The sequence below is a fragment of the Salipiger abyssi genome, from assembly GCF_001975705.1.
Classification (GTDB): Bacteria; Pseudomonadota; Alphaproteobacteria; order Rhodobacterales; family Rhodobacteraceae; genus Salipiger; species Salipiger abyssi.
On the sequence record NZ_CP015090.1, the window covers coordinates 74,869 to 88,015 of the forward strand.

Consider the following 13,147-nt stretch of genomic DNA (forward strand, 5'->3'; position numbering starts at 1 on the left):
GTCCCGCAAAGACGGCGCTTCACGAGACCCAGACTTGTTTTTCGCACTCTCAAGCTAGTGGTCGGCAACGTTCCCCGCAAGTCCAAAGTGATTCGCGGACCGGGATTTTTTTGTCTTCGTGATAAATTCATGGACTATCGACCCATCACGCCTTTCGGGCGGCCGGTGGAGGCTGGCCAATTGCAGGCGAGCCTCCGGCATCGTGACGCGGAAACCACCCCCTGCCCCGCCGTCGACAAGTGGCAGGCCCTGCGCAGCCTTTCCGCCGCGCGCGAAATCTACGGCCTCTCGGATCGCGACCTCGCTGTGTTGCAGGCGCTCATCAGCTTTCACCCCGAGACCCGGCTCGACCCGAGCGCCGGCGCCCCGGTGGTCTACCCGTCCAACGCCTCGATCTGCGAGCGGCTGAACGGCATGCCCTGCTCGACCATGCGCCGCCATCTCGGCCATCTCGTCGCCGCCGGCATCCTCCTGCGCCGCGACAGCCCGAACGGCAAGCGCTACGCCCGCCGCCTCGCCGGAACCAAGGTCGCCTATGGCTTCGACCTCACGCCCCTCGCGCATCGCTTTGCCGAATTCCAGGACGCCGCCGAGCGGCTGAAGGCCCGCAACGACCGCCTGCGGCACCTGCGCGAGATCGTCAGCCTGATGCGCCGCGACCTCGCCGCCCTCGCCGAGTTCGGCGCCATGGAACATCCGGACGCCGCTTCATGGGATGCCTTCGACGACCTCGCCCGGCTCACCGCACGGACGCTGCGCCGCAAGCTCGACGAGGACAAGCTGACGGCCATTCAGGCCACTCTGACCGACGCATTGACCACCGCGCAGCAGGCGCTGGAGCTTGTGAAAACACCGAATCTGAGCAGCAGTGACGACCGGATTGAGCAGCACCATCAGAGTTCAGAAAAAGACTCTTTTGAATCTGAACACGGCTGTGAAAGCGCTAAGGCGAACACCACACCGGGGCAGAACAAGGAGCTTGGTGTCGCCGAGGCATCCGCAAACGCTTCGGCAACTGTCGTGCCGTTGCCAGAGACCCGTACGCCGCCTTTACGGATGGTTCTCTCCGTTTGCGGAGAATTGCAGAGCTACAGCCCGGATCCCATTCGCGGCTGGCCGGACCTGATCGCAGCGGCCGAGAGGCTCTATCCTATGGCCGGAATCTCGCCGGATTGCTGGGAAGACGCGGTAGGTGTGATGGGGCGCGAGCAGGCCGCCATCGTGCTGGCGGCGATGCTTGAACGGTTCACCGAGATCCGCTCACCAGGAGCCTATCTGCGGCATCTGGCGCGAATGGCATCCGAAGGCAGATTTTCCAGCGGCCCGATGCTCGCCGCGCTCACACGACGCGCGGCCTGAGATCTTCACAGCTGTGAACACTCGCAACGGTTCACAGCTGTGAACGTCCGGTTCGCGCCTGGATATGCGCGCATTATCGGACATGGCGAAAATCCTCAGGGGAGGGCGGTTTTCGTGCTAAAATGTGGAATGAAGCGCCGTCATCGAATAGGCTGAAGAGATGATCCAGACCCACTCAGATCCCGATACAGGCTCTCACACCCTACCCGGACTGCCCACCTGGGTCACCCGGAGATCTGCCGAAAATGCCGAAGATGTGGCGTTTTTGTCGGGCGCAGCGCTGATCCATCTGCACCACGCCCTCAACCGTCCGGGCATCCCCCACACTCTTCTCCGCGACCGCCTTGCCCTGAGCGCCGCAGAGGCCTGCCTGACCTCAAGTGGACGCCCCGAACGCGCCGCCGATCTGCGCGACGTCCTGCATCTGCTACGACCCGGAGACCACCCCGGCCCGGCGGGTGAGATCTACCTGAGCTGGCGGCGTGCTGTCGAGCGGCCGGTCTCTGCCAAGGCGCTGCACCGCGCATTGCCCGCCCATTCCGCCGACCGGATCGCAACCTGGCTCGATGCGGGACAGGGCGTTCCGATGCGGCGGACGGCGATGGTGCTGGAGCGTGTTCTGACCGATGCGCCGCAGGACGAGATCGCGGCCCTGATCCTGGCCGATGCGACCCTGTCGCGGGCGCTGGGGTGGGATCATCTTGTGCCGCTCCTGGCGGGGCGGTTGAGCCGGCGGGATCTGCGCAAGAGCGGGGACGAGCTGCGGCATGCCTGCCATCGTGCGGCTGTCGCAGCGGTGCCGGAGATCGCGGGGCTCGCCGGGGATCTCGCCCGCCGTGCCGCGCGGCTGGAGGCGGTGGCGCCGAAGTTGCGGGCGAAACCGGCGGCGCAGGCGGTGGCGCTGTTCCTGAGCCGGGATGCGCTGAGCGCCGGAGGGTTGAAACATCTGATGTCAGACCGCGCGGCGCGGCGTTTCTGCGACCGGCTGGTGGCGCTCGGGGCGGTGTGTGAACTGACCGGGCGCGAGACCTTTCGGCTCTACGGGGTGTGAGCATGGCCGGGGACCGCGCCGAACCGGATCTCGACCGCGAGCTTGTCGATCTGCCGCCGGAGCTGCGCTGGCGCGAATGGATGCGGCGTATCGAGGCGGTGCTGTTCGCCAGCGCGTCGCCGGTGCCGCGCGAGGATCTGGCGCGGGTCGTGGGGCAGGGCGCTTCCGTCGAGTTGCTGGTCGAGGATCTTGCCGCCGATCTGGAGGGCCGCGCCTTTGCGGTGGCGGCGGTGACCGGCGGCTGGATCCTGCGCACCCGTCCGGCCTATGCGCCGGCGATCCGGGCGGCGGCGGATGTGGGGCAGCAGGTGCTCGACCTGAACGAGTTCGACATCGCGGTGCTGGCGGCCATCGCCTATCACCAGCCGATCACCCGCGACGGGCTAAAGGACATCTTCGGCAAGGAGATCGCGCGCGACCTGATCGGGCGGCTGAACGCGCGCAAGCTCATCGCCACCGGTCCGCGCAGCCCGCGCCGGGGCGCGCCTTATACCTTTGTGACCACCGAGCAGTTCCTCGTGGCCTTCGATCTGGAGAGCCTCAGCGATCTGCCCGACCGTGAGCGGCTGGAGGATGACGGGCTGACCGCGCCCGCCGGTGGCTGAGGGCTCAGGCGGCGCGCACCACCGAACAGGCGGCGCAATAGTCCAGAAGCGCCCGGACCTGGGGCGAGTCCGGCAGAATGTTTGCCGGGTCGACGCCGAAGATGGTCACGACGGCCTGCGCCTCGCCCTGCCAGTCGAGCACGGGCGCGGCGGCGGCGACGAGGCCGGGGATGAAATTGCTGTCCACCGAGGCAAATCCCTGCGCGCGGATCGTGTCGCGAAGCGTCTCTAACCCTGCGGAATTCGCCGGTACATCGGGCAAAAGCGCGGGCTGGCGCGCGGCGCGGCGCAGCTCGGTCTCGCGCATGGGGCGGATCGCGGCCTGCGGGGCGTAGGCGAGAAAGATCCGTCCGGTGGCGGAGGTCAGCAGGGGCAGGGTCGTGCCCAGCCCGATCGAGGTCACCGTGGGCGAGAGGCCGCGCTGCCAGCGCACCACCGTGGCGCCGTCATTGGCCCAGACCGCGAGCAGCGCCGTCATGCCCGTCTGCGCCGCCAGATCCGGCAGCCCGTCGGCAGAGCTGTTGACGAAATCGTGCCGCCCGATGGCGGCGAGCCCGAGTTGCAGCGCCTCCGGCCCGAGATCGTAGCGCCCGGAGCGGCCCTCCTGCCGGACCAGCCGGGCGGTGACGAAGGAGGCGAGATAGCGGTGCACCTTGCTCGGCGGCATGCCGCAGCCGCGCGCGATGTCGGAGAGCGTGAGCGGGCCGTCCTGCCGCGCCATGAAGGCCAGCACGCCTAGCGCCGTGTCCAGCGATTTCAGCCCGTGGCCCACCTCGTCCGTCATTCCGCTTTCTCCAACCTCTCGCGAAAGGCGTTCATGTCACCCGCGACAATACCGTCCTTGCCGCGGATGAAAAGACAGCGCACTTCGCGGCCCTCGAAAGCCAGCCTCTCGCCGACCCGGCCCTCATAGGCGAGGGTCACGCTGCGCGCCGACCATTTCTCGACCGAGACATGCAGCTCCAGCAGGTCGCCATCCCGAATCGTGCTGCGGAACTGCGCCTGCGCATCGGCGAGCCCGAGCCCGAGACTGTCGAGATCCCGGCAGAGTTTCTGATGTCCGCCGAGCGGGCGCAGCAGCTTTTGGAAACCCGCATCCATCCAGCGAAAAATGTTCGGATAAAAGACGATACCGGCGGGATCGCAATCTCCGAAAGTCACGTCGACGGTCATCAGATGGGCCATGGAGTTTTCCGTATTATAAAAATGTTTGCACGATTTAGAATTTTATCCTATCCATTCCTCAACGTCCATAGCTTCGGGAGGGAGGAAGGATGTCCCAGCTGTCGACCATCGAAATTCTGGGGGGAGGGCCCGGCGGGCTCTATACCGCGATCCTGATCCGCCGGCTGCTGCCGCATGTGAAAGTGCGGGTAACCGAGCAGAATCCGGAAGGCGCGACCTTTGGATTCGGTGTGGTGTTTTCCGACCGTGCGCTCGATTTCCTGAAAGCCGACGATGCCGAGACCCATGACCTGATCGTGCCGCATATGGAGCGCTGGCAGGACATGACGCTGAACCTGCCGAAAGGGCAGGTGACGCTGGACGGCGTGGGCTTTACCGCCGTGGGGCGGCTGGAGCTGATCGAGATCCTCAAGGACCGCGCCCGCGATCTGGGTGTCGAGATCCGTTTCAAGACCCGCATCGACTCGCTCGACGCATTCGACGCGGATCTGGTGATCGGCGCCGACGGGCTGAACTCGCTGATGCGCCAGTCGTTCGAAGACCAGTTCAGGCCGAAAATCGAGTATTTCGACAACCACTTTGCCTGGTTCGGCGCGACCATTCCCTTTGATACGCTGACCCAGACCTTTATCGAGACCGACAAGGGCCCGCTCAACGCGCATCACTACCGCTTTGCGCCGGATCGCAGCACCTTCATCGTCGAATGCGAGGATGCGACCTACAAGGCCTTTGGCTTTGACGCGATGAGCGAGGAAGAAAGCGCCAAGCTGTGCAGCACGCTGTTCGCCGATGTGCTCAAGGGCACCGATCTGGTGATGAACAAATCCAACTGGCGGCAGTTCCCGCGGCTCTGGTGCGAAAGCTGGATCGCCGGGCGCAACGTGCTCTTGGGCGATGCGGTGCATACGGCGCATTTCTCCATCGGGTCGGGCACGCGGCTGGCCATGGAGGACGCGATTGCGCTCATCCATGCGCTGAAGGATCACGACGATATCGACGAGGCGCTCGCCGCCTATCAGGCGCAGCGCCCGCCGGTGGCGCGCAAGATCGTCGATGCCGCCAATACCTCGGCCACCTGGTACGAGAGCTTTGGCGAGAAGCTGCGGCTCGCGCCGATGGATTTCGCGCATGATTACCTGATGCGCTCGGGCCGGATGACGCCGGAGCGGCTGCATCAGATCGCGCCGAAATTCGCCGCCGATTACGAAGCCTACAGCGCCGTTCACGGCTGAACGCGGGGGCGCGGCCCCCGGTTCTCTCAACCCCTGCAACGAGAGGGGCAGGGCGCCTCTGGCGGGCGCCCCACGGCCCCCGTTTGCCGACGTCACGGAGACCAGATGACGGATATGACCAGCACACATGCGACCGGCGCCATCCCCGACCCCGTCGCCGAGCGCACCCCCGGCGCGGACGAGATCGGCTATGTGAAGGCCGATCACCGGAACGGGTCCGAAATCCTCTGGCAGAACCTGAGCCGGAACCCCGACAAGACCGCCGTGATCGGCCCGCTTGGGCATATGAGCTATGCGGAGCTGATCGCCGAGGCGGCGCGCTGGGGCAATGCCTTTGCCGATGCCGGGCTGGCGCGCGGCGAGCGGATCGCGTTTTTCCTCGACGACACGCCGGCCTTCGCGGCGGCCTTCTTTGGTGCGGTTCGGGCAGGGTTCGTGCCGGTTCTGCTCAATATCCAGACCCGCCCGGATGTGCTGCAATATTTCCTTCAGGATACCGAGGCGCGCTATGCGGTGGTCGATGCGGAGCTGTCGGCGATCTTTTCCGGCGACACGCTGAAGGACACGAAGCTGGAGAGCATCGTGGTCACCAATGGCGATGTGACCGGGCCGGGCCGGATCGGGGCGGCGACCTTCCTCGACGGCCACGGGACCGAGCTGGAAGCCGCCGATACCGGCCCCGACGACATGGCGTTCTGGATGTATTCCTCGGGCTCCACCGGGCGGCCCAAGGGCATCGTGCATCTGCATCACGACATGGCCTATATCCAGCAGAGTTTCGGCGACCATATCCTCAAGCTGCGCGAGGACGATATCTGCTATTCCGTGCCCAAGGCCTATTTCGCCTACGGGTTCGGCAATTCGCTGGTCTTTCCGTTTTGCACCGGGGCGACGACGCTGTTCATGCCGGGCCAGCCGCGCCCCGACGTGGTGCTGGGGGCCATCGAGATCTATCGCCCGACGGTGCTGTTCGGCCTGCCGACGCTCTACACGGCGCTGGCGCGCAGTGCCGCGCTGGAGGCGCATGATCTGAGCTCGCTGCGCCAGTCCATGTCCGCCGCCGAGATCCTGTCGGAAGATGTCTACAACACCTGGAAAGAGCTGGTGGGCCACGGGCCGACCGAGGGGCTGGGCTCGACCGAGCTGCTGCATGTGTATCTGTCGAACGCGCTCGACGATCACCGGATCGGGGCGGCGGGGGCGCGGGTGCCGGGCTATGAGGTGCGGCTGGAGACGCCGGACGGTGTGCCGGCCGAGCCGGGCGAGGAGGGGGTGATGTTCGTGCGCGGGCATTCCTCGGCGCCGACCTACTGGAACCGCCCGGACAAGACCGCCGAGACCATGCGCGGCGACTGGATCTATACCGGCGACCGTTTCATCGAGCGCGACGGGTTCTACTACTTCCAGGGCCGCGCGGACGATCTGATCAAGGTCTCCGGGCAATGGGTCTGGCCGCTGGAGGTCGAGCGCTGCCTGAACGAGCACCCGGATGTGCACGAATGCGCGGTGCTGGCGGTGCAGCTTGCCGACAAGCGCATGGCGCTGCGGGCCATCGTGAGCCTCGTCGCGGGCGTGGCGGCGAGCGACGAACAGACACTGAAACTGCGCGATTACGTCAAGACGCAGCTCACGCCGTTCAAATCGCCAAGGCTGTTCGAATACGTGGCCGAGCTGCCCAAGACCGGCACCGGCAAGATCGACCGTCAGGCGCTGGTCGCGGGCTGAGCGCAGGATTGAAAAGGGAGGAAACGCAATGAGGATCTTCAGGAGCATCTGCCTGGCCACGGCCTTTGTCGCGGGGTTCGGCGCGAGTGTGCAGGCGCAGGTCATGTCCTTCTCGACCCCGCCGCAGGGTTCGGTCTGGAACACCATGGCCACGGTGATCGCCGGCGAGGCACGCGACAGCGGCGCCATGGCGCTGGTGGTGCAGCCCTATGGCGGCAATGCGCAGATGATGCAGGCGGTGAACGACCAGCTTGCAGAGTTTTCGCTCAACGATGTGAACGACGTGATCACCGCCGTGGAGGGCTCGGGCGAATACCGCATGGCGATGCCGAACCTGCGGGTGGTGGCGCGGATCAACCCGTTCCCGGTCGGGCTCTATGTCAAGGAAAGCTCCGGCATGACGGCGGTGGCGGATCTCAAGGGCAGGAGCGTGCCCTCGGGCTGGGATGCCTTCCCCATCGCGCGCTCGCATATCTCGGCCATCCTCGCCGCCGGGGGGCTGAGCTGGGACGATGTGAAACAGGTGCCGGTGCCGGAACTGATCCGGGGCTCCGACGACATGGCCTCGGGCCGGGTCGACAGCGCGTTTTTCGCGGTGGGCGGCCCCAAGGTGGCCGAGGTCGACGCTTCGGTCGGCGGCGTGCGCTATCTGAGCGTCGAGGCCAATGACGAGACGCTGGCCAGGATCCAGGAGGTGCGCCCGGCCTTCTACTTCACCGAAGTGACCCCGGCGCCGGTGCGCGTGGGCGTGGCCGAGCCGATGCAGTTCGTCACCTGGGACAATGTGCTGCTCGCCGGCGCGCATGTGCCGGACGAGAAGATCGAGCAGCTTCTGACCGTGGTCTTCGATCAGAAGGACGCCATCGGCGAGGCCTATCCGCCGCTGCGTGCGCTGAATCTCGACACTGCCTACAAGGCCTATCCGGGGGTCGAGTATCACCCCGGCGCCAAGGCGTTCTTCGAGGCGCGCGGCATTGAGATGTCGCCCGCCGGCTGATCCGGCTTGCGTGACCGATCCGGGGCAGGGCGCGCGCGTGCCCTGCCTTTTCCGGCTCTCTTCCAGCACAAGGAGGCGCTTTCGTGGACCATCAGACCGGCACCGAATCCAAACCGCTGATCGTCGGGATCCTTGCGGGCCTGCTCACGGTTCTGACCGTGTTTCAGGCCGCCGATCTGCCCTCGCGGCTGGGCTATTCCTATTACACCGAACAGTTCCTCGCGCTGGTGCTGGGTCTCAGCCTCGCGCTGGTGTTCCTGACCAAACCCGCCCGCAAGCAGGACCGTTCCGGCGCGCCGCTCGACTGGCTGCTGGCGCTGGCGGGGCTCGGGCTGGGGCTTTACGTGGCCCTGGCCTATCCCGGCCTCGTGTCGCGCGCCATGAGCCTGCCCGCCGACGCGCTGATCACCGGGGCCGCGCTGTTCCTGCTGGTGCTGGAGGGGCTGCGGCGCACGGTGGGCTGGACGCTGGTCATCGTGGTCGCGGTCATCGTCGGCTACGGGCTGATCGGGCATCTGGTGCCCGGCGTGCTGCAAACCCGCCAGGTCGCGCCGGAGCGCATGGCGGTCTATCTCGCCTTCGATCCCAACGGGCTGCTGGGGCTGACGCTGAACGTGGCGGCTACGGTGGTGGTGGCCTTCGTGCTCTTTGGCCAGCTCCTGCTGCGCTCGGGCGGGGCGGAGTTCTTCAACGATATCGCCATGGCCACAATGGGCCGGCAGCGCGGCGGGGCGGCCAAGATCTCGATCGTGGCCTCGGGGCTTTTCGGCTCGATTTCGGGCGTGGTGGTGTCGAATATCGTCGCCACCGGCGTGGTGACGATCCGACTCATGGTGCAGTCGGGCTTTCGCCGTACCACCGCCGCCGCGGTGGAGGCCGTGGCCTCGACCGGCGGGCAGATCGCGCCGCCGGTGATGGGGGCGGTGGCCTTCCTGATGGCCGATATCCTGCAAAAGCCCTATTCCGAGATCGTGGTGGCCGCCATCGTGCCGGCGCTACTCTATTACGTGGCGCTTTTTGCGCAGGCCGATCTTCAGGCGGCGAAGCAGCAGATCCGTCCGCTGGATACCGAGGACATCCCGGCGACGCGCGCCGTTCTGGGCAAGGGTTGGGTCTTTATCCTGCCTTTCGCGGCTATTGTCGCGGCGCTCTTCTGGTTCAACCAGCGCGCGGAGACCGCCGCGCTCTGGGGCGGGGCGATGGCGCTGGGGATCGGGCTCACCACCGGCTACGGCGCCACCCGGATGAAGCCGCGCGAGCTCTGGAATGCGGCGCAGGAGACCGGCTTTTCCATTGTCGATATCATCATGATCTCGGCGGCGGCGGGGTTCATCATCGGCGTGCTGAACGTCACGGGCCTGGGTTTTGCCGCCACCTTCGCGCTGGTGGGGCTGGGCAAGGGCAGCCTGCTGACGCTGCTGCTGATCTCTGCCGTGGTCTGCCTGGTGCTGGGCATGGGCATGCCGACGGTGGGGGTCTACCTGCTGCTGGCGGTGCTGATCGCGCCCTCGCTGGTGCAGTCGGGAGTCGAGCCTATCGCAGCCCATCTCTTCATCTTCTACCTCGGGATGATGTCCATGGTGACGCCGCCCATCGGCATCGGCGCGTTCTTTGCCGCCGCCATCGCCAAGGCGCCGCCCATGGCCACCGCCTGGGAATCCATGCGCTTTGGCTGGACCGCCTATATCGTACCCTTCCTTTTCGTCTTCTCGCCGGCGCTCTTGCTGATCGGCGAGCCGATGGAGATCGCGCTGGCGGTGGTGACGGCGGTGCTGGGGGTCTATGCGATCTCGGCGGCGTTCGTGGGCTGGCTGCACGGGCCGACCGGGGCGCTGCGCCGGGTGCTGACCGGGCTTGCCGGTGTGGCGCTGCTGCTGCCGCCGGGGGTGGGCGGCGACAGGACGCTGTGGATCAACGCGGCGGGGTTCGTGGCGCTGGCGCTGCTCTGGCGGCTGGGCCGGGCCGAGCTGGCGCGCGCGCCGCATCCCGAGAACGGGCATTGAGGCGGGGGAGAGACGCATATGGCATTCCGGAACATCCTTCTGGCCTATAGCGGCGAGGCCGCCTTTCTCAGCAGTCTGCGCCACGCGCTGAAGATTGTCCGCCAGCACGATGGCTGGCTGACCGGCGTGTTCCGCAACGGTCCGTCCTATATCGACCGTTACGGGGCCGGGCTGTCGGGAGAGCTGCGGGCAAAGCTGGAGACGGTCGAGAGCGAGGACATGCAGGCGGCGATTGCGCTTTTCCATGAGGAGGCGGCGCTGGCCGGGCTGTCGGATAGGGTGGCGTTTCTCGATCCGGGGGAGGTGGGCGCGCTGCCGCCGAGCGAGATCGCGCGCAGCTACGATCTGGTGGTGACGGGCGCGCAGTCGCATCTGCCCAACGAAGAGCACCGCGCCGCCAGCCCCGACATGCTGGCGCTGCGCAGCGGGCGCCCGGTGCTGATCGTGCCGGATGGCTATAACGCGCCGGGTCTGGCCGATCACGCGCTGGTCGCCTGGGACGGCAAGCGCTCGGCGGCCCGGGCGCTCAACGACGCGATGGCGATTTTCGAGACCGACCGCCGCCGGGTCACCGTGCTGACCGTGGGCGCCGCGCCCGGTTCGCCGCCGCCCGGTGGGGGGATCGTGACGCATCTGCAACGCCACGATGTCGAGGCGCTGCATCTGCACAAGCGCCCGAAGCATCAGAGCATTGCGCAGCTTATCGAGGCCACGGCGGAGGAGATCGGCGCGAAGCTGATCGTGATGGGCGCTTATGAGCACAGCAAGTTCTCGCAGGACATGTTCGGCGGGGTCACCCATGAGGTGCTGCGCAATGCGCGCGTGCCGGTGCTGATGTCGCACTGAGAGGCCGGCGGTCTCCTGCTTGTGAACCAGATGCGCGGCGCCTCGGCAAAGAGGGCGCCGCGCTTTGGGTTTCGGGGGTGGAAAAGAGCCGTTTTGAGCGGGTTTCCCCGGCCACACGATAATTTGGAACAATCGGTCCAGATTCTTCGGTATCTTTGTTGACAGCTCCAGATTTCGGGTGTTACCCATAATTTGGAAATTATAAATAATTTCCAATAATCGGCTCAAGCCGCCGCAGATCCTGCGGCGCGGCATTCCGGCATCCGCAGGGGAGGGCGGCCCGGGATGTGCCGACATAGGGCGCGCCATGTGCCGCCCGCGACAACGACGCCTGCCCGGAGGAGGAGTGGCATGAGCAAGGTTGGACTGATCGGTCTCGGCAATATGGGATTGCCGATGACCAAGACCCTGATCGCACACGGACATGAGGTGCTGGGTTACCGGCGCGGCGCGGGCGAGGATTTCCTCGCGCTTGGCGGCAAGATGGCGGACTCGCCGCGCGACGTGGCGGAGCAGACGGATATCATTCTGTGCTGCATCCCTTCTGACGACGCGCTGGCCGAGGTGATCTCCGGCCCCGATGGGATTGCCGGCGGCGACTGCACCGGGAAGATCGTGGTGGAGCTCTCCACCCTTTCCGAAGAGGCCAAGGCGCGCGAGGCGGCGCTGATCGAGGCGAAGGGCGGGGTGCTGCTAGACGGCGCGATCAGCGGGCTGCCCCCGATGGTCGAGGCGCGCAGCGCGATATTCCTGCTCAGCGGTGACGAGGCGGCGTTCGAGACGGCGCGCCCGGTGCTGGAGTCGCTGACCGAGAGCCTGTTTTACATGGGCGGTTTCGGCGCCGCGATGAAGGCCAAGCTCTGCGCCAACCTGCTGGTCGGCATCAACCTCGCCGGCATCGCCGAGACGCTGGCCTTTGGCGCCAAGATGGGGCTCGACCAGACACGGCTGATCGAGGCGCTGCGCGGCGGCGCGGGCACGTCGCTGCAATTCCAGGCCCGCGCGGGCCGGATGGCCAGTGGCGACTGGAACACCGTGCTGGGCTCGACCGCGATGCTGGCCAAGGACCTGCACCTGATCGAGACGGCGGGCGCCGATGCGGATTGCCCGATGCCGGTGCTGTCGAGCGCCGTGCCGCTCTACGACCGTGCCATCACCGCAGGCTATGGCGACACCGATGTCGCCTCGCTTTACGCCGCCGTCGCCTCGGCGGCGGGGCTGCCCGTTCCCGGAGATGACAAAAAAGGAAAAAACGATGAGTGACTACAAGCTGGGAACGGCGCGGATCGAGGGCGCCGCGACGCCGGTTGTGCTGGTGAACGGCAAGGCGCATACGCTGGCCTCGGTGCTGGGCGAGGGGGCGCCGGCGACGCTGGAGGCGGTCTTTGCCGACTGGCCGCGCCATGAGGCCGAGATTGCCGCCGCCTGCGAGAGTATAAGCGGTGACGGGCGCGACCCGGAGACGCTGGCTTTTGAGACGCCCATCGCCAACCCGCGCAAGCTGGTCTGCATCGGCACCAATTACCACGACCATCTCGAAGAGATGAAGGTCACCCACCTGCCGGAGTTTCCCTACGGCTTCATGCGCCCGCAGACCTGCCTCGCCGCGCATCGCGAAGAGATTCCGCTGCCCGAAGGTGCGAAGATGTACGACTGGGAGGCTGAGCTGGGCATCGTCATGGGCCGCCGCTACGGCCCCTCGGACAAGGGCGATCCGCTGGAGGCGGTGGCGGGCTATACCGTGCTGAACGACCTTTCGGCGCGCGACTGGATCCACAACCGGCCCTTTGTCGGCATCGACTGGGTGATGCAGAAATCCTGGGACAAGTTCCAGCCCACGGGCCCCTGGATCACGCCCGCGCGCTATGTGGCCGACCCCGGCGATCTCGATATCGAACTGACCGTCAACGGCGTGGTGAAGCAGAAATCCAATACCGGGCGGATGATTTTCAGCGTCGCCGATATCCTGCGGCATCTGGCCGGGATGATGACGCTGGAGCCCGGCGACATCATCGCCACCGGCACCCCGGCGGGGGTGGGGTTTGGCCGCGATCCGCAGGAATTCCTCAAGCCCGGCGATGTCACGCGCGTGACCGTCGAGGGGCTGGGCACGCTGGAAAACACATTCGTCTGAGGAGGACAGA

12 protein-coding genes are annotated in these 13,147 nt (G+C 66.4%); 10 read left to right on the forward strand and 2 right to left on the reverse strand.

Going from position 1 to position 13,147, the window contains the following annotated elements; genetic code table 11:
* The first annotated feature begins 129 nt into the window (after nucleotides 1–129).
* From repC to scpB, 3 genes are all read left to right on the forward strand, one after another.
* A complete protein-coding gene (repC, locus tag Ga0080574_RS01010; protein WP_076694286.1) occupies nucleotides 130–1,359 on the forward strand; it encodes a plasmid replication protein RepC in 1,230 nt (409 codons plus the stop codon).
* Nucleotides 1,360–1,519: 160 nt separating this feature from the next.
* A complete protein-coding gene (locus Ga0080574_RS01015) occupies nucleotides 1,520–2,410 on the forward strand; it encodes a DUF1403 family protein (protein WP_076694288.1) in 891 nt (296 codons plus the stop codon).
* A 2-nt stretch (nucleotides 2,411–2,412) separates the two neighbouring features.
* On the forward strand, nucleotides 2,413–3,015 hold the full coding sequence (scpB, locus tag Ga0080574_RS01020; RefSeq protein WP_076694290.1) for an SMC-Scp complex subunit ScpB: 603 nt from the start codon (nucleotides 2,413–2,415) through the stop codon (nucleotides 3,013–3,015).
* Between the two features lie 4 nt (nucleotides 3,016–3,019).
* Here scpB and Ga0080574_RS01025 read toward each other — a convergent pair whose 3' ends face one another.
* Together Ga0080574_RS01025 and Ga0080574_RS01030 are read right to left on the reverse strand one after the other, a co-directional pair.
* Complete coding sequence (locus tag Ga0080574_RS01025) at nucleotides 3,020–3,799, reverse strand: IclR family transcriptional regulator (RefSeq protein ID WP_076694292.1); 780 nt, start codon at nucleotides 3,797–3,799, stop codon at nucleotides 3,020–3,022.
* Nucleotides 3,796–4,200, reverse strand: coding sequence for an acyl-CoA thioesterase (locus Ga0080574_RS01030; protein WP_076694294.1), 405 nt, complete (start codon nucleotides 4,198–4,200; stop codon nucleotides 3,796–3,798). Before Ga0080574_RS01030 ends, Ga0080574_RS01025 begins: the two co-directional genes overlap by 4 nt.
* 89 nt (nucleotides 4,201–4,289) lie before the next feature.
* Between Ga0080574_RS01030 and cehH the strand changes: the two genes are divergently transcribed.
* The 7 genes from cehH to Ga0080574_RS01065 all read left to right on the forward strand — a co-directional run bounded on the left by cehH (nucleotide 4,290) and on the right by Ga0080574_RS01065 (nucleotide 13,137).
* Nucleotides 4,290–5,432, forward strand: coding sequence for a salicylyl-CoA hydroxylase (cehH, locus tag Ga0080574_RS01035; protein ID WP_076694296.1), 1,143 nt, complete (start codon nucleotides 4,290–4,292; stop codon nucleotides 5,430–5,432).
* Nucleotides 5,433–5,546: 114 nt separating this feature from the next.
* Nucleotides 5,547–7,157, forward strand: a complete 1,611-nt coding sequence (cehG, locus tag Ga0080574_RS01040; RefSeq protein ID WP_076694557.1) for a salicylyl--CoA ligase — start codon at nucleotides 5,547–5,549, stop codon at nucleotides 7,155–7,157.
* A 28-nt stretch (nucleotides 7,158–7,185) separates the two neighbouring features.
* Nucleotides 7,186–8,154: a TAXI family TRAP transporter solute-binding subunit gene (locus Ga0080574_RS01045; RefSeq protein ID WP_076694298.1), complete on the forward strand. Its 969-nt coding sequence runs from the start codon at nucleotides 7,186–7,188 to the stop codon at nucleotides 8,152–8,154.
* A gap of 83 nt (nucleotides 8,155–8,237) precedes the next feature.
* Nucleotides 8,238–10,157 carry a TRAP transporter permease gene (locus Ga0080574_RS01050; RefSeq protein ID WP_076694300.1) on the forward strand — a complete coding sequence of 640 codons (1,920 nt, stop codon included), beginning with the start codon at nucleotides 8,238–8,240 and terminating at the stop codon, nucleotides 10,155–10,157.
* A gap of 18 nt (nucleotides 10,158–10,175) precedes the next feature.
* On the forward strand, nucleotides 10,176–11,003 hold the full coding sequence (locus Ga0080574_RS26380) for a universal stress protein (protein ID WP_076694302.1): 828 nt from the start codon (nucleotides 10,176–10,178) through the stop codon (nucleotides 11,001–11,003).
* Between the two features lie 351 nt (nucleotides 11,004–11,354).
* Complete coding sequence (locus tag Ga0080574_RS01060; protein WP_076694304.1) at nucleotides 11,355–12,266, forward strand: NAD(P)-dependent oxidoreductase; 912 nt, start codon at nucleotides 11,355–11,357, stop codon at nucleotides 12,264–12,266.
* Nucleotides 12,259–13,137, forward strand: a complete 879-nt coding sequence (locus Ga0080574_RS01065; RefSeq protein ID WP_076694306.1) for a fumarylacetoacetate hydrolase family protein — start codon at nucleotides 12,259–12,261, stop codon at nucleotides 13,135–13,137. Before Ga0080574_RS01060 ends, Ga0080574_RS01065 begins: the two co-directional genes overlap by 8 nt.
* Nucleotides 13,138–13,147 lie beyond the last annotated feature (10 nt).